Source organism: Metabacillus sp. 84 (assembly GCF_050107715.1).
Classification (GTDB): Bacteria; Bacillota; Bacilli; order Bacillales; family Bacillaceae; genus Metabacillus_B.
In genome coordinates this window covers 289,105-307,188 of sequence record NZ_JBNILN010000003.1, presented here as the reverse complement: position 1 = coordinate 307,188, position 18,084 = coordinate 289,105, and the positions used below count along the sequence as shown (strand labels likewise).

At 44.2% G+C, this 18,084-nt stretch carries 21 protein-coding genes; 7 read left to right on the top strand and 14 right to left on the bottom strand.

The features are described 5' to 3' along the window. Positions 1 to 10: 10 nt before the first annotated feature. Positions 11 to 1,612 carry an MDR family MFS transporter gene (locus ACQCV8_RS08330; protein WP_426844116.1) on the top strand — a complete coding sequence of 534 codons (1,602 nt, stop codon included), beginning with the start codon at positions 11 to 13 and terminating at the stop codon, positions 1,610 to 1,612. A 169-nt stretch (positions 1,613 to 1,781) separates the two neighbouring features. Beyond that, positions 1,782 to 2,039 (top strand): DNA alkylation repair protein, encoded by a 258-nt coding sequence (locus ACQCV8_RS08325; protein ID WP_426844115.1) that lies wholly within the window; start codon positions 1,782 to 1,784, stop codon positions 2,037 to 2,039. A gap of 99 nt (positions 2,040 to 2,138) precedes the next feature. On the opposite strand, the gene ACQCV8_RS08320 is transcribed toward ACQCV8_RS08325, so the two are convergent. Beyond that, a complete protein-coding gene (locus ACQCV8_RS08320) occupies positions 2,139 to 2,945 on the bottom strand; it encodes an alpha/beta fold hydrolase (RefSeq protein ID WP_426844114.1) in 807 nt (268 codons plus the stop codon). Between the two features lie 141 nt (positions 2,946 to 3,086). On the opposite strand from ACQCV8_RS08320, the gene ACQCV8_RS08315 reads away from it, so the two are divergent. After that, the gene (locus ACQCV8_RS08315; protein ID WP_426844113.1) at positions 3,087 to 3,845 is read left to right on the top strand and encodes a DUF4397 domain-containing protein; all 759 of its coding nucleotides are present in this window, start codon (positions 3,087 to 3,089) and stop codon (positions 3,843 to 3,845) included. A 259-nt stretch (positions 3,846 to 4,104) separates the two neighbouring features. Here the strand turns inward: ACQCV8_RS08315 and ypmT are convergent, their stop codons facing one another. The 8 genes from ypmT to ilvA form a co-directional block, all read right to left on the bottom strand. Next, positions 4,105 to 4,320 carry a protein YpmT gene (gene ypmT / locus ACQCV8_RS08310; RefSeq protein ID WP_426844112.1) on the bottom strand — a complete coding sequence of 72 codons (216 nt, stop codon included), beginning with the start codon at positions 4,318 to 4,320 and terminating at the stop codon, positions 4,105 to 4,107. A gap of 381 nt (positions 4,321 to 4,701) precedes the next feature. Then, a complete protein-coding gene (locus tag ACQCV8_RS08305) occupies positions 4,702 to 5,280 on the bottom strand; it encodes a YpmS family protein (RefSeq protein ID WP_426844111.1) in 579 nt (192 codons plus the stop codon). Positions 5,281 to 5,290: 10 nt separating this feature from the next. After that, a complete protein-coding gene (locus ACQCV8_RS08300; protein WP_426844110.1) occupies positions 5,291 to 6,085 on the bottom strand; it encodes an SGNH/GDSL hydrolase family protein in 795 nt (264 codons plus the stop codon). Between the two features lie 136 nt (positions 6,086 to 6,221). Next, entirely contained in the window at positions 6,222 to 6,812 is a 591-nt protein-coding gene (locus ACQCV8_RS08295) for an SCO family protein (RefSeq protein WP_426844109.1), read from the bottom strand. A gap of 14 nt (positions 6,813 to 6,826) precedes the next feature. Continuing rightward, positions 6,827 to 7,669, bottom strand: a complete 843-nt coding sequence (locus ACQCV8_RS08290; RefSeq protein ID WP_426844108.1) for a DegV family protein — start codon at positions 7,667 to 7,669, stop codon at positions 6,827 to 6,829. A 109-nt stretch (positions 7,670 to 7,778) separates the two neighbouring features. Further along, the gene (locus ACQCV8_RS08285) at positions 7,779 to 8,030 is read right to left on the bottom strand and encodes a DUF2535 family protein (RefSeq protein WP_426844107.1); all 252 of its coding nucleotides are present in this window, start codon (positions 8,028 to 8,030) and stop codon (positions 7,779 to 7,781) included. Between the two features lie 91 nt (positions 8,031 to 8,121). Then, positions 8,122 to 8,772 carry an SOS response-associated peptidase gene (locus ACQCV8_RS08280; protein ID WP_426844106.1) on the bottom strand — a complete coding sequence of 217 codons (651 nt, stop codon included), beginning with the start codon at positions 8,770 to 8,772 and terminating at the stop codon, positions 8,122 to 8,124. 15 nt (positions 8,773 to 8,787) lie between these two features. Next, positions 8,788 to 10,062 carry a threonine ammonia-lyase IlvA gene (gene ilvA, locus ACQCV8_RS08275; RefSeq protein WP_426844105.1) on the bottom strand — a complete coding sequence of 425 codons (1,275 nt, stop codon included), beginning with the start codon at positions 10,060 to 10,062 and terminating at the stop codon, positions 8,788 to 8,790. 279 nt (positions 10,063 to 10,341) lie between these two features. On the opposite strand from ilvA, the gene ACQCV8_RS08270 reads away from it, so the two are divergent. Further along, positions 10,342 to 10,566 (top strand): hypothetical protein, encoded by a 225-nt coding sequence (locus tag ACQCV8_RS08270; protein ID WP_426844104.1) that lies wholly within the window; start codon positions 10,342 to 10,344, stop codon positions 10,564 to 10,566. A gap of 195 nt (positions 10,567 to 10,761) precedes the next feature. Here the strand turns inward: ACQCV8_RS08270 and iadA are convergent, their stop codons facing one another. Further along, a complete protein-coding gene (gene iadA / locus ACQCV8_RS08265) occupies positions 10,762 to 11,934 on the bottom strand; it encodes a beta-aspartyl-peptidase (RefSeq protein ID WP_426844103.1) in 1,173 nt (390 codons plus the stop codon). Between the two features lie 217 nt (positions 11,935 to 12,151). Between iadA and ACQCV8_RS08260 the strand changes: the two genes are divergently transcribed. Both ACQCV8_RS08260 and trhA read left to right on the top strand, forming a co-directional pair. Beyond that, a complete protein-coding gene (locus ACQCV8_RS08260; RefSeq protein ID WP_426844101.1) occupies positions 12,152 to 14,185 on the top strand; it encodes a sigma 54-interacting transcriptional regulator in 2,034 nt (677 codons plus the stop codon). 13 nt (positions 14,186 to 14,198) lie between these two features. Beyond that, entirely contained in the window at positions 14,199 to 14,840 is a 642-nt protein-coding gene (gene trhA, locus ACQCV8_RS08255) for a PAQR family membrane homeostasis protein TrhA (RefSeq protein ID WP_426844100.1), read from the top strand. A gap of 275 nt (positions 14,841 to 15,115) precedes the next feature. Here trhA and ACQCV8_RS08250 read toward each other — a convergent pair whose 3' ends face one another. Both ACQCV8_RS08250 and ACQCV8_RS08245 read right to left on the bottom strand, forming a co-directional pair. Beyond that, positions 15,116 to 15,601, bottom strand: a complete 486-nt coding sequence (locus tag ACQCV8_RS08250) for a dihydrofolate reductase (protein WP_426844099.1) — start codon at positions 15,599 to 15,601, stop codon at positions 15,116 to 15,118. After that, complete coding sequence (locus ACQCV8_RS08245; RefSeq protein ID WP_426844098.1) at positions 15,598 to 16,392, bottom strand: thymidylate synthase; 795 nt, start codon at positions 16,390 to 16,392, stop codon at positions 15,598 to 15,600. The genes ACQCV8_RS08250 and ACQCV8_RS08245 overlap by 4 nt, the downstream gene beginning before the upstream one ends. 117 nt (positions 16,393 to 16,509) lie before the next feature. On the opposite strand from ACQCV8_RS08245, the gene ACQCV8_RS08240 reads away from it, so the two are divergent. Next, on the top strand, positions 16,510 to 16,638 hold the full coding sequence (locus ACQCV8_RS08240) for a hypothetical protein (RefSeq protein ID WP_426844096.1): 129 nt from the start codon (positions 16,510 to 16,512) through the stop codon (positions 16,636 to 16,638). Between the two features lie 36 nt (positions 16,639 to 16,674). Here the strand turns inward: ACQCV8_RS08240 and ACQCV8_RS08235 are convergent, their stop codons facing one another. Both ACQCV8_RS08235 and ACQCV8_RS08230 read right to left on the bottom strand, forming a co-directional pair. Next, positions 16,675 to 17,451, bottom strand: a complete 777-nt coding sequence (locus ACQCV8_RS08235) for a TerC family protein (RefSeq protein WP_426844095.1) — start codon at positions 17,449 to 17,451, stop codon at positions 16,675 to 16,677. Between the two features lie 84 nt (positions 17,452 to 17,535). Next, on the bottom strand, positions 17,536 to 18,066 hold the full coding sequence (locus ACQCV8_RS08230) for a phosphatidylglycerophosphatase A family protein (protein ID WP_426844094.1): 531 nt from the start codon (positions 18,064 to 18,066) through the stop codon (positions 17,536 to 17,538). Between the last annotated feature and the right edge of the window lie 18 nt (positions 18,067 to 18,084).

Below are 18,084 nucleotides of genomic sequence, written 5' to 3'. Positions count from 1 at the left end.
GAGGTAAAGAATGGAACATCTAGATCAGCGCAAGAAAGTTACGATTATGATTGCCATTATGGCAGCGATGCTTTTTGCTGCACTTAACCAAACGATTGTCGGCACGGCTTTGCCAAAAATCGTGGCTGAACTTGGAGGTTTTGAGTATTACAGCTGGGTTTTCACAATCTTTATGCTGACTTCAAGCATCACGGCCGTTCTTGTCGGAAAGCTATCTGATATTTATGGAAGAAAACCATTTATTTTGATTGGGATCGGTGTGTTTATGGCGGGTTCGCTTATGGCCGGTTTTTCTGAGACTATGATTCAGCTCGTTATTTTCCGAGGGATACAAGGCTTTGGAGGCGGGATGATCATGTCTACATCCTTTACTGCAGTCGGCGATCTTTTTTCACCGAGGGAACGCGGCCGCTGGCAGGGACTGTTAAGTTCGGTGTTCGGGCTTGCCAGTGTATTCGGTCCTACTTTGGGAGGCTGGATTGTAGATAACGCAAACTGGCAGTGGGTTTTCTGGGTTTTCCTCCCATTCGGAATTCTTGCTTTTATATGCATTCTTGCCTTGTTTCCCAGTGCGGATAAGAAACAGACAGAATCTGTGGACTATCTAGGTTCTATTTTACTTACAGCGGTAATCGTTCCCCTTCTTCTTGCTTTCACGTGGGCTGGAACAACATATGATTGGGGTTCTATACAGATTCTCGGCTTATTTGCTTTGACATTATTATCCTTGGTGCTTTTTATTTTTGCAGAAAAAAAATCAAAAAGTCCCGTGCTCCCATTGGAGCTTTTCCGCAACAACATTTTTACTCTTTCAAACCTGGTCGGATTCATTTTAGGAGTGGGAATGTTTGGCGCTGTTATGTATGTGCCGTTTTTCATTCAGGGAGTAATGGGGGTATCCGCAGCAGCTTCCGGCCTGATTATGATGCCCATGACCCTCTCTATGGTTGCTGCAAGCAGCATCACAGGAGCACTCATTACAAAAACAGGAAGATACAAGGTGTTTGCGCTGGCGGGCCTTGCGGTTATGGCAGGCGGCATGCTCTCCCTGTCGCTTATGAATGAAAACACGCCGGTCCTACTTGCTGTCGTGAATAATGTCATAGTAGGAGCGGGGCTTGGAATGAGCTTCCCAATTTTCACGCTGACGGTTCAAAATGCAGTCGGTCATCAATACCTCGGGGTGGCAACCGCATCATCCCAGCTGTTCAGACAAACCGGCGGAACCGTGGGTGTAGCCATTATGGGACTTGTTCTGAACAACAGCATGCATCATGCGGACAAGCCTGATGTTCCGGCCGGATTTCCAGCCGAAAAGCTACAAGGTCTTATGAATCCCCAGGCTTTAATGGATCAGGCTAAGGTAGATCAAATAATGAATTCTGTTCCTGCAGATTTTCGGGACGTGATTACAAAAACGGTTGAAATGGTCCGGGACTCCCTTGAGTCAGGATTGTCTATTGTTTTCCTTATCTGCTCGGCAGTCATTGCCCTGGGATTTGTCCTCACTTTATTCCTCAAGCAGATCCCATTGCGAACAAGCAATAAAGACGAAGCGATTCAGGAAGAAGATGAACAGCAAAAACAAGAGAGTGCCGCTTCCAATAATTAATATAGCTATGCCCCCGCAAAATAGAGTCGGGGGCATTTTTCCATTCAGGTTATGATACTGTTTCAGTTTGACCGGCCTGTCCATGGTCCGGATGGCTGACTTCGGATAAAGGGGTATAAAAGTTTCAGCAGGAGAGAAGCTAAAAATATCCCAAGCTGGAGGTGTTACTTTGTCTTCACCTTATTTATGCCCGAATTGCAAGACAAACCGTTCCCGGTATCACATTTTAGAGCAGCATCCCCAAGCGGTAAAATTAAATCCTCAGACTGGTGAAATCATGGAAGAATACAATTCATCCTCCCTTGATCCTTTCCATCTTCCCTACAAAGGGACTGAGAGACGCGTGCAATGCGGATCATGCGGACTGATTGAGGATGAGGTATCCTTTGTCAAGTTCGCTCAAAGCCATCCGGGAAAATACCAGTAGGGGACGTACACCGTTTTAACGTTATCTCCCCTTTTATACAGATAACCCCCGGTTTGACGTGCTGCCGGGGGTTTTCCGCTGGACATTTTATACAGCCCTTTATTCTTTCGGTTTAGGGTGAACGAAATTTTCAAGAAAATCTTTTAATACATACACCATTTGGTCCGCTGACTCAAGCATTCCCATATGACCTGCCCCTTTCAGCAGAGACTGGTATATGTGAGGGCCTTTTGCCGTAAACGTTTTTTCCGGAGGGACGACCCCGTCCTTATCTCCAGCTACAAGCAATACGGGTACACTTGAAGTTTCCAGGACCATCCGGCGGTCAGGGCGTTTTTTCATGGCTTCAAGAGAGCCAATGGCACCTGTAACCGGAGTTTGATATCCTATCCGTCTGGCAAAGTCCGCTTCTTCTCCTGTCCGGTGTTCCTCTGCAAATAGTTTAGGAACAAGCTGGTCTATAAAAGGCCTGACCCCTTCCGCTTCAATTTTTTTCATTCCGGCTTCCCTGGCTTTCTTCCCTTCATCATCATCTGCAAATCCCGTAGAGTGGATCAGACCGAAGGATGATAGACGTTCAGGATATTTTTCTGCAAAAGCCAGTGCAGTATAGCCTCCAAGAGAGTGGCCGAAGACGGAAGCTTCCTGTATGGATAAGTCGTCCATTACAAGTTTGATGTCATCCGCCATTTCTTCCACTCCATAGCTCTCCTTGAGAGTGCTGGAGCCCCCATGTCCCCTGAGGTTGATGGCTAACACACGATGTTTTTCAGACAGTTCAGGAATGATATATTTCCAATAATCGGCACTTCCGCAAAAGCCGTGGATGAAAATAACCGGATCCCCTACTCCTTCATCAATATATGTGATGGTATGGTTCTGTTTTGTCAATTCATATCGTTTCATAATCATCCTCCTCTTCCTATCTATTTTTTTCCTTAATGAAATCTGATCAAACATCATATAAGTGAATAGAGAAGTATTTCTCGTCTTTGTTAACATAATAATGTTATGTTTGTCCAGATTATAAGAATGGGGTGTTTACTATTGGCGAATGATCAAAACAGCTTGTGGCAGGCAATGGTCTATGACATGTACGCATGCTATTACAAATACCGCAATCCCAGGCTGTACATCATGTATTATCAAAAGCATCTCCAAGCCTTGCAGAATGCACTGCAGTCAAGAGCCGGCGGACAAAGTCAGAATCCTTCAGGCATCAGTCCGGGAATGACCATGATCCGTGTTCTTCACGCTTCACCTGACGCACCGGCAGTAGATGTATATGTTAATCGCAGGCTGGTGCTTTCGAATGTCTCTTACAGGCAAATCAGCGATTATATGCAGGTACCGGGAGGACAGTACCGGATCGATATTTTTCCTGCAGGCAATCAAACTTCTGCTGTTCTTTCTGAAAACATCCTTCTTATGCCCGGCATTACTTACACACTTGCTGCTACCGGTCCATTGGCAAAATTAAAACTATTCCCAATCGTAGACCGGCCGTTTGTTTCAGCTGGCGAAACAAAGGTTAAATTCGTTCATTTATCACCTGATGCGCCAGCTGTCGATGTTGCTGTTAAAAATGGAGATGTTTTATTTCCAAATGTCTCCTTTATGACTTCAACTAAGTATCAGAGTGTCCCTGCAGGCAAAGTCGATCTTGAGGTGAGAATTGCCGGAACAGATACAGTGGCACTCGACGTGCCGAAAGTACAGTTTAAAGCTGATACAGCCTATACGATCTTTGCACTTGGATTCGCAAACGGCAATCCTCCGCTGGAAGCCCTGCTTGTAAAGGGGTAAGAGAAAGAGCGAATGTAAATCCCGGGTTAATTTTGTAAAGTTTATCTAATAATTAGGTTAAGTCATCCATTCATGCTCTGATTTTTACTAAGATAGAAGAAGAAATCTTCCATTCTATTCTTACTTAAAAGGAGGAGCTGCCATGCGTTTCACGAAAAAATTGAGCATTTCTCTATTCATCATCTTCCTGCTGGCCGCATAACGCTTCTATTCCTGCTTTTTCCTGAACATAAAAAATGAGAAGGCTGCAGTCGCCTTCTCATTTTCCGTTGGTTCGATTTGTTTTTTCATCTTTCAAATGCAGAAGATAGACCGTTATACAAAAAAACAAAGCACTGTATGCAATATTAGTAAAGACAATGTCCATATTTTCTTCCACTTTTTCATCCATGAACTGAATCCCCGCTATACCTGCGAAATACAATCCAGCCAATAGAAAGATTACGCTGCCCAGTATGTATTTTCTCTGATCCATGCATATCCTCCATCCTGATTTACTTTATCTGCAAAGGGAGCCTTCTTTGCATGTATGATCCCGTTCTGTTTATGTTAGCCGCTGACTATGGCTGCGGCATTCGTTAATCAAATAACGGTTTAGCCTAACGGCGCCGCACATATCCCGCCGCTTCCGCAGGAGTTCCCAGGCATCTGCTGCAATGTTGCGTGCTTAAAATCAAAAATGTGCTTCATCATGATCATAGTAAATATTAATATTTTGTAAATTTCTTCATAGAAAATTTACATCTTAGATAAATATTATCAGGCAATGGACTTATTTCGTCAACCCGTATACCTGATTTTTCATGGATAATCAGGCATGATAAAATTTCAGAATTCAGCTGCAGCCAATCCCACTCTAGTTTAAAGGAACAAACAGGTCGAAGCGTATGACATCGTTTTTCAAATCAAACTGATCTGCTCTGGCCCGATAATTGCTGCTTAATTCAATTTCGGTCAAATCGACATCAATCGAGTGATTTCCTTCATCAATTTGTACGAATTCCGGAAGCTTATAAGAAGTATTGATGTAATTTAAAACGGCTGATACAGGTATATTAAGCTGGCCGATTGACAGATCCTCCACCACCAGTCTTACATTCCCATCTTTTTTTATCAGAGGCTGAAACGTCATTTTCGCATCGATCGTTTTGCCGAATGCTTTTATCGAGCCTGTAAAATATACTTTGTCATCCAAATATACTTTGTAATTATACTGATCAGCATTTAATTCTTCCTTTAAATAATGGTCGATCAGGACATTCAGCTGCTCTTTTTTAATTCCTACATTCAGCTGAACCGCTTTTCCTTCCTTTATATCTTTCTGTGTGGGGGCTGTCTGCCTGTCGCCAGGGGAGAGAATCAAACTGGCAGCTATAGCGATAGCTGCAGCATTCAGGACCAGCAGAATAAGAAATGCCCATTTCCACTTCCTCATACGTAACCTCCTAAGCGGGATTATCTCTTTCAACAATGGCATCAAATACTCTTTCTCCGATTAATGAATACCCCTCTTTATTCGGATGAAACGCATCATCATATAGGAGGTTTTCGTTTTCTCTTTGATAAATATCCGATACTGGAACATATACTGCATTTTCGTCTTCTTCGAGCAGCGATCTGGCAGCTTTGTTCCAGTCAGCCACGACGAGATCGATCTCAGAAAGTTCGGGAAGCGCGAATTTAAATGGATTATACAATCCTGAATAGATAATTTTCGCGTCAGGATTAAGGGTTCGGATTGTCTCCAGAATCTCGGACATACGCTCTTCATATGCGCTTTGTTCTTCCTTAAATGGCTCGAGCGTTAAATCAAATATATTTTCCTTAAGAACCTTCATGATGTCGTTTCCGCCGATAGTAAGAAGAATAATATCCGATTTTTTGATCGACTCCTGCACTTCTGGACTATCTAATTTTATAAGCAAATCTGTGGTCAGGTTTCCATGGACCGCATAATTGTTGACCGCCACATTCTTTGTTGATCTCAAATTCATTAATTTGTTTTTTACGACTCCAACATAACCGCCGTTTCTAGTGTCGTCGCCTATTCCCGCTGTAAGGGAATCCCCGACTCCTGTAATGGTAATGTCACCTTGCTGCACTTCTTTCAACGGTTTTTCAGCCCTTTTGACCGTCGCTTTCTTAGCGGCGGGCTCTTCGGTCTGAAAAGAAAATTGATTGCACCCTGCTAGAGGGACCAGACATGCAGCAAACAAAATCAAATATTTTTTCATTTTCATTTGAGTCCCTCCTCTTTTTACACGTAGTTTATGTTATAAGCATAACGATAGAACCCTTTGTTTTTCAATAGTTTTGCTCGAAATAAATGAGGCACTAAAGCTAACACTGTGTCTAACAAAAAGAGGCATGCAGTGATTATTGCTGCTGCAGCCTCTTTGCATCATCCAATATTTCTTTGTAGGGGGTTTTTTCGATACCGCTGTAGGTTTTTACAACCTCTCCTTCTTTATCGATGAGATAAAAGGAGGTGCCGTGAATCACCTGATCTTCGTTTTCGGGCTTTTTTACAAGAGCCTTAAAGCTCTTTAAAGAGAAATCTTCAATTTCCTCTTGCGAATAACCGGTAAGGAAATGCCAATTTTGAAAGGATGTTCCAAATTTCTGTCCAAATTCTTTCAACCGGGATGGCGAATCAACTTCCGGATCAACGCTGAACGATACAATTTCAACAGGTATTTTCTCCTCATCCGCCATATCTTGGAATTTTTTCATATGGGCGGTCATTGGAGGACATACGGTCTCACAGCTAGTAAAGATAAAATCAGCGATCCAGACGCTTCCCTTTAACTCTTCCAGTCCAAAAGGACGGCCTTCCTGGTCTGTATACTCAAAATCCTCAACGGAGGAAATCGATGAATACCCGGAGGATGCCCGGGCGCAGCCTGATATAAGGACGACGAGGACGGCAATCCATATGACACCAGCTTTGTTCAGAGGAACCCACATCCTTCTCACTAAGTTTATTCTGTGTAATACATAAAACCAATGGCACCAGGTCCCGTGTGAGTGGAAACGACAGGTGTCGTAAAGGAAATATCAATCGGCAGGTCCGGGCGCACTTGAAGCAAGGCATCTTTTAGATTATGGGCCAATTCGGATGCATCCGCATGCGCAATTCCAATTGCTTTGGCCGTTTTGCCTTTAACATCGTCTGCAAACTGCTTAGCCAGATATTTCACGATTTGTGAATGGCTGCGGACTTTTGCAACTGGTGTATAAACGCCGTCCTGAAGGCTTGCGATTGGCTTAATGTTAAGCAAGGACCCGATCATCGCTTTTCCTCTGCCGATCCTGCCGCCTTTAACAAGATTGTCAAGCGTGTCTACCGTGACAAAAAGCTTTGTTGCTTCCTTTATTTGTTGAATACGGTTCAGTATTTCTTCTTTTGAAAATCCATTTTCAGCCATTTTTGCAGCCTCCAGCACCTGAAAACCAAGGGCTTTGGAGATAAATTGAGAATCAATAACGGTTATATCTCCCCCTGCCATTTCTGCCGCACTCTCTGCTGTCTGAAATGTCCCGCTCATTCCTGAAGTTAAATGGATGGAGATAATCTGATCTGCTTTTTGCAAAAGTCCCTGATAGGTCTCAACAAACTTTCCTACTGCAGGCTGGGAGCTTTTAGGCAGCTCTGAAGACTTTGCCATCTTTTTCATAAAGATTTCGGGCGTAATATCTACTCCGTCCGTGTAGGTCTCTCCATCAATATGAATAGTCAATGGAATCACTTCTATATGATGTTTATCAATTAAGCTTTGATCAAGGTCTGTCGTTGAATCTGTTACAATTACAATTTTCTTCACAATGTCACTTCCCTATCTCTCTCATTAAGAAGTATTATACAGATTGTGCAAATGGTTTCAATAAAAATAAGCAAATTAACAGAGAAAAGAGAGACCCGCGAGGATCTCTCTAAGCATTGTTCTGAAGAATTTCAGATTGAAAGATTGCTTCATAATCCGGCCATTTTAACACTTTTTTGAGATATTCCCGGAATGAATAGACGCTTTTCGGTTCAGGCTCTGCATATAGCCGTGTTAAGTATGCCTGCAGTCTGGCCTGAATGAGAAATGCATATCTTTGATCCTTTCCCATTACCGGAATCTCAATAACCTTTACCTTCTGTCCATCCATCCGTTTGAACTCTAGGCTTTTGAATAGCAAAAATATCAATCCTCTTTTTCACCCGTTTCCTTTATTATACTTCATTTCCCTATCGAAGTCTGTCATAATGTGCTTGGCTGCCAAAAATTTTTCAGACCGGTTGCGTGCATTCCGCTTCGTTATAAGCAGGAGAATTCACTTTAGCCGTGACCTCGTATTTCATCATTTTTTCAGAATCATAAGGAAGCAATCTGCCAAGGGCTTCATCCGGCGCATCATCGAGCCAGTGGTATGCTGCAGAAGCATCCAGCATCACCGGCATCCTGTCATGCACCTCCCTTACCAGCTGATTTGCCTCAGTCGTTATGATGGTGCATGTAATTAGTTCCTTCCCATTAGCCTGCCACCTGTCCCAAAGGCCAGCGAAGGCAAAAGGCTGCTCCGATTGCAGCATAAACCGGAAAGGCACCTTCCCTTTATCTGTTCTTTCCCATTCATAAAAACTGTCTGCTAAAATCAGACATCTTTTACTCCCGATCAGGTGCCTGAAGCTCGGCTTTTCCGCCACAGTTTCAGCACGGGCATTTATGATGCCCGTTCCTTTTTTAGACTTAGACCAAAACGGGACGAGCCCCCAGTGTAATTGCCCCGCTTTATATTGACCCTCTTTTCCTGCCACGGCCAGAACAGCCTGGGAAGGTGCAGCATTAAAAGTGGCTTGAATAGCAAGTTCCGAGTGGTTGGAAACTGGGAAATAATCAAAAATGGTTTCGTCAAATGTTTGTGTAAATCTGCCGCACATCCGCAAGGCCCCCAGTCAGATCAATAAATTAAACAGCTGTTCATCTTTAATCACTTCTGTGTACTGAAATCCTTTCACATCCATTTTTGAAATAAGAGCAGGGTAATCCTTTTTATCCTTAAGTTCGATTCCCACAAGGGCCGGACCGTTCTCTTTGTTATTCTTTTTTGTGTACTCAAACCGGTTGATGTCATCATTCGGGCCCAGAACATCGTGAAGAAATTCTCTTAAAGCCCCTGCACGCTGTGGAAAGTTCACAATGAAATAATGCTGCAGCCCTTCATAGATCATCGATTTTTCTTTAATTTCCTGCATTCTTCCAATATCATTATTCCCTCCGCTTACGACACAAACCACATTTTTTCCTTTAATCTGATCCCGGCAAAAATCGAGCGCTGCTATTGGCAGGGCTCCGGCAGGTTCCGCAACGATGGCGTTGTCATTATACAGCCCGAGTATAGAACTGCATACTTTTCCATCGGGAACTAAAACGGTGTCGTGGCAGCATGTGCTCGCAATGTCAAACGTTTTCTCTCCGACTCTCTTTACGGCGGCTCCATCGATGAATTTGCTGATCTCCTTTAGTGTCACGACTTCACCCGCTGCTTTAGCCTGAGTAAATGAAGCTGCTCCTTCAGGCTCCACCGCCATAATTTTCGTTTTCGGAGAAACTGCCTGAAAATATGTACCAATACCGGAAATGAGTCCGCCACCGCCGAAGCTTGCGAAAACAAAATCCACAGGAACATCACTATCATTTAAAATTTCAACCGCAACTGTTCCCTGGCCTGCAATCACCTCTTCATCATCAAAGGGATGTATAAACGACCGGCCTTCTTCCTTACAGCATTTTACTGCTTCGTGATAGGAATCATCAAACGTATCTCCGCACAAAATAATTTCAGCGCTTCCTTTTGCGAATTTTTCAACCTGATTCACCTTTTGTCTTGGCGTCGTGCTCGGCATAAAAATTTTCCCTTTAATGCCAAGTGCTTCACATGAGTACGCCACCCCCTGAGCATGATTGCCCGCACTTGCGCAGACGATTCCATTTACTAATTCTTCCGTGCTGAGAGATTTGATTTTATTATAAGCTCCTCTGATTTTAAAGGATCGTACGAGCTGAAGGTCTTCTCTTTTCAAGTATACATTGCACTGATAATGCTCCGAGAGCTGCCTGTTATACTGAAGGGGAGTATGAATGACTACATCCTTTAAAAGATGATGGGCCTTAAGAATCGATTCCACATGAACCGCTGATCGTTTGCTGGGGGCAGTTAAAGGCTTCATGGCAAAATTCCTTTCCTTATTTACTCTATTTAATTTGCCATTATATCACGAATATTCTAAATTAAAAGTCGTTTTAGACAATTCGCGGTTGATTCCCATCAAAATCGGGAAAATTGTTTACTGTTACGTTTTATTTTATCCGTCCGCTTCCAACCACTGTCCATCAAGCCGCGCTAACCTTTCTAAGGTTTCGGGGCACTTTCGTGAATTCTCTCCTGGCGGAGCAAGGCACAGATACATGCAGAACAATACAGAATAATAAAATAAGGAGGAGCGTAAATGGAATACTTGCTAAAAAGCAAATCAAGCGCTATCCCATGTCTGATTGAAGCTGACAGCGACCTGAACCGTTACATGGTCCGGAATGCCGATACGAGCGGCAAAGGTTTTAATACAAAGGAAGAAATGATTGCCTGGATTGAAGAGCATTGGAAAGCAGAGGATTTTGAACAGCCCGATCAGCTAAAAAGTGTGATGCACCAACTTGAGGATCCATCCATATAGAGCGTTACGGGATGCAGTTGAAAAAAGATGCCTGAGTTTCCGGCATCTTTTTAACAGTCTTCTTTGTGGATTACTTGCGTGCAGTCTTAATGGCAGAACCTACTCAGCCATGACAAGTTTTACGTAAGCTGCAGCGGATGATGGCCAGGTTCCTGCCGATTTCAACCCACCTTCTCTTTTCATTCCATCAAGCAATTATTCAAACGTTCCCTTCACAGCTATGGCTCCCACCCTCATCATCACCCGTCCCTTAGAGAGCACTCCGGTAATCTTCAGGGTAGCCTTGTCGGCTATTACGAGATCAGCATCAAGACCTTCTTTAACCCTTCCTTTATGAGGAAGCTTAAGGATCGCTGCAGGATTGGAGGTTATGACCCGCAGAGCCTGCTCAGCCGGTATTCCCTCCTCCAGGATTGCGGCTCTGACTTCCTGGTAGAGCGTGGAGATATCTCCGATTTGAAGTCCAATCAATTCCCCCTCTTTATTAAAATCCGGGAGACTCGCCTGGGCATCTGATGTAAAAGTAATCTGTTCAATGGGCACGTTTTCGTCCAGCATAATTTTCAGCCCTCTGCTGCATTTCATTTCACCCTGATCCAGAAACCGCTGTACCGTACTGGTTGTGAAGTCCACATACCCGCCTCTTTTGGCGTAATCAATGCCGGACCGGAACAATTCCTGGTTCCGGTTTATGTGAGTAGGATGAAATGTCTTAATCGGGATATCCGTTTCCCTGCAAATTTTCAGCAGCAGATCCAGTTTCCCTTTCCCATCTCCAACATGGATGTTGACGATACCGGCCTTACCGGCGAGCATCCCCCCGATCCTTGCAGCAGATGCTATTTTAGCAAGTTCCTCCCACGTTGGCTGAGACGATCGGTGATCACTTATCGCAATCTCCCCGCACCCGATAATTTTATCAATTAGTATGAGGTCGTCTTCAATTTTCCCCGTAAGTGTTTTAACCGGAATCTGATAGCTCCCCGTATGGACATAGCAGGTGATGCCTTCCTCCTCAAGAGCCCTGGCTTTTGCAAGAAGCGAACTCATCGTCCGCGTTACTCCATCTGTTCCAATCACACCGACGATGGTCGTTACCCCTGCCGCAATGCTTGAGCTTAAGGCGAGCTCAGGAGTCCGGGTTTTAAACCCTCCCTCGCCTCCTCCGCCCATAATATGAACATGCGAATCGATAAATCCCGGAAAGACAAGCTGTCCTTCAGCATCGATGCTTTCAGTTATGTAAGATGAAGGAAAAGACTCAGCATCATCTGCCATACAGAGGATCTTGCCACCTCCGGCTAAAATATCTTTTTTCCCAAGATACTCCGGTGCATAGACCTCTCCGTTTTTAATTAGGGTAATCATGATGATCCCTCCTTACTGTTTGTTAATTAAGGAGCAAAAATCATGCCACAAGCTAAAGATAACTTCCTTCTTTTGTCATCCTTTAAAAACTTGGTCATCCCCCCATTTTTTTCTTCTAATTAACCAGCCATTTCAGCGAATTATCTTTATTGGGTGTATTTAGTTCCAATTGGGTGTTATAATGCAAGTGTACATATGGATAGGAGTGCGAAAGCCATTGAAAAAAAACACACTGCAGCTGATAACCGGAACTAATCATACGAAGAACGCCCTGCATGAACAGCTCACCCGGCTATTCGATCCCTATATCCGTATTGACTCATTTTCAATTGAGAACGGATTGCCCGATAAGCTGTCAGCAGGCGTGATTCTGCTTTCTTCGCTGGATGTAAAAGAAGAGATCCATCACCTGCTGGATAGCAGGGAGCACGAGATCCTTGCTGCCGTCAGATCCGTTAACGCAGAGAACCTTGAGCCACTTCTTCAATTGCCGGATGGCGCAAACGTTTTAACTGTAAATGATACGAGTGAAACGGCTGCACAGCTGATTGAACAATTACACGAACTGGGAATGAATCATGTAAACTACGTTCCGTATCAGAAAGAAAAATCTTTTTATGAAACGATTGATCTTGTCATTTCACCAGGAGAAATGGAATACGTTCCTAAACACTTATTCCCTAAGCTGGATATAGGGGTCCGTCTGATCGGCTTTCCAACCATTTTTGAACTGGCACGTATATTCAATCTGACTTTCCTTTTTCAGATCTTAACAGAGCGGCATATGAAGCAAGCAGTTCAGCTGCAAAGGAAGCTTTCTGCTGCCGCGCGGCTGGCAAAGAAGAACGAGGAAAACCTCCAGAATGTAGTCAATCAGATCAGTGACGGATTGGTAGGAGTTCACCCGGATGGAACCATTGCCTTATTTAATACAGCAAGTGAAGCAATTTTTCAAATAGCGAAAGAGAATGTTTGCGGCAGGCATATTATGCAGGCCGGGCTGCCGCCGGAAGCAGCTGCTTTCATCTATGAAGGGACCAGTCCTCTCGGGCTGTTTCGAATCGGCGGAATGGAAACAGCCATCGACCGGAATGAAAAAAACGGCTTGATTACTGCAGCCATCAGTCACGTGAGCAAAGCGGAGGAAATCAACAAAGAGGCGAAAACGGCCTGGGAGAAGAAAGGGTTCTCAGCAAAATACACATTCGATCAAATGATCGGGGATCACCCCGCTTTTAAGGAAATAATCGCCGTAGCCAAGAAACTCGCTCTATCAGACCTTCCTGTGCTTATCGAGGGAGAAACCGGCACTGGCAAAGAAATGTTCGCTCAGGCGATTCACAATGGCTCTAAAAGAAGAAGCGGTCCCTTTGTAGCCGTTAACTGCAGCGCTCTGCCTCCTGCTCTTTTAGAGAGCGAATTGTTCGGGTATGAAGCAGGTGCCTTTACAGGCGCGAATAAAGGCGGAAAGAAAGGGCTTTTCGAGCAGGCAGAGGGAGGCACTCTGTTTCTTGATGAAATAGGGGATGTTTCCTCTGAAGGCCAGGCAAGTCTTTTAAGAGTCCTTCAGGAAAAGGAAATACGCAGGATCAGCGGCACAAAGAATATCCCGATTGATGTGCGTATTGTCGCGGCAACTAACATGAACCTGATGGATAAGATGGACAGCGGTCATTTCCGGACAGATCTATATTACCGCCTTAATGTGCTGTCCATTCAAATCCCTCCCCTTAGAGACCGCCGTTCCGATATACCGATTCTTGCTGAGAGCTTCTTAAATAAATCTGGGAAGGTCAGCCGGATGCATCCTGCTGTTATGGAGAAGTTATTGAAAGAGCCGTGGGAAGGAAACATTAGAGAATTGAAAAATACGATTGATTATATGCTGGCGGTTTCAGACGGAAAGACCATACAGGTACATGACATCCCTGGCACACCCGGCAAAAAAACCAAGAAAAAAGAAAAGGATTCTCCGCCGCTTCCGCTTACACTGATGGATAAACAGGAATTTGCCTTTATTTTGGAGACGATCCGGATATCAAATGAGAACGGGGAGCCGGCAAGCAGAAGAATCATTTCTGAAATCAGCAAAACGAGCCCGCATCCCTTAACTGCCCAGCAGGTGCGGCACAGACTGGACTATCTGGAAAAACACGGCTATGTGACAAAAGGGCGCGGCCGGGCCGGAACGAAGATTACACTGGAAGGCTTGGATTTTCTTCACTCCCTCCAAACCCATCTTGTGATTTAAAGGAGCTGAACATATGGAATTTTCAATTAAAGAAGAAATCGCCAACGCGATTACACACGGTATAGGGGTTTTGCTGAGCATCCCTGCTTTGATTTATTTAATTTTGTTTGCCGCCTGGTACGGAGATACGATCAGCATTGTCAGCTTTACCATATTCGGGGCTTCAATGATTTTGCTTTATTTATTTTCGACACTCCTGCACAGCATCCAGCATAAGAAGGCAAAGCACATCTTCGCCATATTGGATCACTCAGCCATTTACATTCTGATTGCCGGTACCTATACACCGCTTCTTCTCGGTCCTCTGAGAGGCACGTTTGGATGGTCCCTTCTCGTTATTATCTGGAGCCTTGCAATCGCAGGGGTAATTTTCAAAATCTTTTTCGTTGACCGGTTTGTCATACTTTCCACCCTGTTTTACATTCTGATGGGCTGGCTCGTGATCATCGCAGCCAAACCTCTTTATGAGTATCTTTCCATGGAAGGATTTATGCTGCTTCTGACAGGCGGCATTCTATATACGGTCGGTGCCGTCTTCTACGTATGGCGGAAAATCCCTTACCATCACGCAATATGGCACCTCTTCGTTTTGGGCGGAAGTGCTTCCATGTTTTTCTGCATTTTGTTTTACGCAGTAGACGTGCCTTTTATTTAAATTCACTATTTATGGAGTCAGCTAAAAGCCTGGATTTCTCATCCAGGCTTTTTTTATACCTGCAGACTGATGTATTTAATTTGGCTGTGCAAAGATTTCCTATTAGGGGCAAGCAACTGCTCACCGTTGCACGAGGGCCTTGTAATTAGAAGTGCAGGGTGGGGATTCTGTCCCGTCATATATAAAAAAAGTGCCCAGAGCTGTAAGCTCTGGGCACTTTACATCCTACACTTTCTTCCTTTTTTATGAACATGAGCCGGAATTCACGGTTTACGCTACACTCTCTGAAGCTCCAAAAACTCGTAATCATACGGGTTTTTAGCATCTTTCGTTCCTTTTTCCCTGGAAACCGTTCTCCACTCCCGCTCGTCAAATTCCGGGAAAAACGTATCTCCCCCAAAATTATGGTGAATGAGAGTCACATACATTTTACTGCAGTGGACAAGCATCTCTTCAAAAATTTTCGCTCCGCCGATGACAAATAATTCCTCTCCCTCTTTTTCAAGCAAGGGGATTTCCTTGACTGTATGCAGGATTTCACAGCCTTCTGCTTTGAAATCAGGATTTCCGGTTACAACAAAATTCCTTCTTCCAGGAAGAGGTTTGCTGCCCATCGATTCAAAGGTTTTTCGGCCCATGACAACTGCAGATCCATATGTAGTACGTTTAAAATGAGCTAAATCGGCAGGCAGCTTCCAGGGCAAGTCGTTGTTTTTGCCTATCGCCTGTTCTTGATCCATCGCAAAAATAAAGGAAATCAAACGCTGACAGCTCCTTTAATATGAGGATGGGCTTCATAATTTTCAAGCGTAAAATCCTCATATTTGAAATCAAAAATCGATGAGACCTCCGGATTGAGCTTCATCGCCGGGAGAGGCTTCGGATCGCGGCTTAGCTGCAGCTTCACCTGTTCTATATGATTCTGGTAAATATGTACGTCTCCAAAGCTATGAATAAATTCTCCATATTCAAGCCCTGATGTGTGAGCCATCATCATCGTTAACAAAGCATAGGATGCTATATTAAACGGCACTCCCAAAAAAACATCGGCTGATCGCTGATAAAGCTGACAGGAGAGCTTCCCGTCTGATACATAAAATTGGAAAAGACAGTGGCATGGCGGCAGAGCCATGTTTGGAATATCAGATGGGTTCCATGCACTCACAATAAGTCTTCTGGATTGCGGGTTGTTTTTAATGTCATGGACCACATTTGAGATTTGGTCAATCGTCTCTCCAGCTGCTCCCGCCCATGAGCGCCATTGCGCTCCATAAACCGGACCCAGTTCACCTTTTTCATCCGCCCATTCATTCCAGATCCGAACGCCGTTTTCCTGCAGATACGATACATTCGTATCCCCCTTCAGGAACCAGAGAAGCTCGTGTACGATCGACTTAACATGCAGCTTTTTTGTCGTTACCAGCGGAAATCCTTCATTTAAGTCAAATCTCATTTGGTATCCAAAGGTACTGATCGTTCCAGTGCCCGTGCGGTCCCCCTTAACAGAACCCTTCTCGAGCACGTGCCGGCATAAATCCAAATATTGTTTCATCGTGTCACGCCCTTTTCTTAACATTCGAATCTTCATTTTAACATATTATAGCGTATGGAAGTGTTCAAATTCGTAAAGGATGAATAGTATTCATCAAACCACCAAGGATGTGACACCATGCGAAAGAGACCTTCAAAGGAAGAAGCGGAAAAAACAATTGAGTACATGGGGAGCTCTCGCTTTCTAGTCGCGGACGGAATATTCAGCACCGGATTGATCGTCCTGTTTCTATACTTGTTAAGATAAAAAAAGACGGGACCTTGAAGCTCCCGTCTTTTTTTGCTAAATATTAGTTTTTTCCTGACGGCCGTTATTAATTTTATGAATAACAAACGTCCCGACGAACATAACGATGATTAAGACGAAGAATACCCAGTGCGGCATGTGAACACCAGCGACACTCAGGGCCATCTTAATGGAAATGAGCAGGATTAAAACATAAGCGGTTGTTTCAAGCTCAGGAACTTTCTCAATCAGTTTAACAAATACTCCGGCAATTCCCCTCATCATGAGGACACCAAGCATTCCCCCAAGAAGAAGAACCCAGATTTGCTCACTTACTCCGAACGCTGCGAGCACACTGTCGACTGAAAAAGCGATATCCATGAGCTCTATAGCGACAACGGTTCCCCAGAATTGACCGAACAGGCGCGTGAAAATACTGCCTTTAGTAAGTTTGGCAGCCTCTTCAGCTTCGTCCCCATTCGATTCATTCCGTTTATCCATAAAATACTTGATGGCAAGCCAGGCAAGATATGCCGCTCCAATAAGCTTAACCCACCAAAACTTAATGAGAAAGACTCCGACTCCGATTGCGATAAACCGGAAAAGGTATGCTCCAATCAAACCGTAAAACAGGGCTTTTTTCCTTTGATGCTCAGGAAGAGGCCGTACCATAACTGCAAGCACAAGGGCATTATCTGCTGATAACAGACCTTCAAGAATAACCAGAGTGAGGATCAGCCCCCAGCTGGTAGGGTCTGTAAGCACTTTGGCCCACATTTCCCAGTTGAAAAACTGGGCATACGTGTCTACAAATACATTAAATACTTCATTCATCGTGACGACAATACCTCCTAAGGTTCGAGCAATATCTATCCTATTATACAAGAATATAACTCTATTGTTAAGCAGAAACCCTTGTTAACTTCCAATCATTTGCTCTGACTGATCTTCCTCTTCTTTATCGCGGCTTCTGTGCGCCATCCTGCTTGCTGCAGCTGCAGCAAGTCCGGCCACAATATCGTCAAGAAACGTGTTTACCCGGTCTTCTTTATGTTCATCCAATTCTTTTATGATCCCGAATTTTTCCTTGTCCAGAAAACCAAAGTTTGTCAGACCGATCGACCCGTACACATTCACGATGGAAAGCGGAATGATTTCATCGATTCCGTACAAGGGCTCGTCCGTTTCAACAAGATGCTGCAAAGGCTGAGGAAGAAGCTTCTTCTCAGCAAGCTGGTCCAGAGCAAGTCCCGTCAGAACAGCATGCACAATTTCCCGTTTGCTGAGTACGCGTTCAACGTTGTAAACGCAATCCTCATGGGTAAGAGCAGGTATGTATTTTTGCTGGAGACGGAATACGATATCTGCTATATCAGAGAGCGTGACTCCTCTCTCATCAAGCATTCGGATAGTAATAGAGGTCATTTCTCTCATTGTATATTTTGTCATCGGCTGACCCTTCCCCCT

Coding starts and splice junctions, on each gene's coding strand:
- trhA (WP_426844100.1), top strand. CDS start 14,199: ATGGAATTTTCAATTAAAGAAGAAATCGCCAACGCGATTACACACGGT.
- ACQCV8_RS08230 (WP_426844094.1), bottom strand. CDS start 18,066: ATGACAAAATATACAATGAGAGAAATGACCTCTATTACTATCCGAATG.
- iadA (WP_426844103.1), bottom strand. CDS start 11,934: ATGATTACCCTAATTAAAAACGGAGAGGTCTATGCACCGGAGTATCTT.
- ACQCV8_RS08305 (WP_426844111.1), bottom strand. CDS start 5,280: ATGAGGAAGTGGAAATGGGCATTTCTTATTCTGCTGGTCCTGAATGCT.
- ACQCV8_RS08245 (WP_426844098.1), bottom strand. CDS start 16,392: ATGAAACAATATTTGGATTTATGCCGGCACGTGCTCGAGAAGGGTTCT.
- ACQCV8_RS08300 (WP_426844110.1), bottom strand. CDS start 6,085: ATGAAAATGAAAAAATATTTGATTTTGTTTGCTGCATGTCTGGTCCCT.
- ACQCV8_RS08280 (WP_426844106.1), bottom strand. CDS start 8,772: ATGTGCGGCAGATTTACACAAACATTTGACGAAACCATTTTTGATTAT.
- ACQCV8_RS08320 (WP_426844114.1), bottom strand. CDS start 2,945: ATGAAACGATATGAATTGACAAAACAGAACCATACCATCACATATATT.
- ACQCV8_RS08235 (WP_426844095.1), bottom strand. CDS start 17,451: ATGAATGAAGTATTTAATGTATTTGTAGACACGTATGCCCAGTTTTTC.
- ACQCV8_RS08295 (WP_426844109.1), bottom strand. CDS start 6,812: ATGTGGGTTCCTCTGAACAAAGCTGGTGTCATATGGATTGCCGTCCTC.
- ACQCV8_RS08240 (WP_426844096.1), top strand. CDS start 16,510: ATGCGAAAGAGACCTTCAAAGGAAGAAGCGGAAAAAACAATTGAGTAC.
- ypmT (WP_426844112.1), bottom strand. CDS start 4,320: ATGGATCAGAGAAAATACATACTGGGCAGCGTAATCTTTCTATTGGCT.
- ilvA (WP_426844105.1), bottom strand. CDS start 10,062: ATGAAGCCTTTAACTGCCCCCAGCAAACGATCAGCGGTTCATGTGGAA.
- ACQCV8_RS08270 (WP_426844104.1), top strand. CDS start 10,342: ATGGAATACTTGCTAAAAAGCAAATCAAGCGCTATCCCATGTCTGATT.
- ACQCV8_RS08330 (WP_426844116.1), top strand. CDS start 11: ATGGAACATCTAGATCAGCGCAAGAAAGTTACGATTATGATTGCCATT.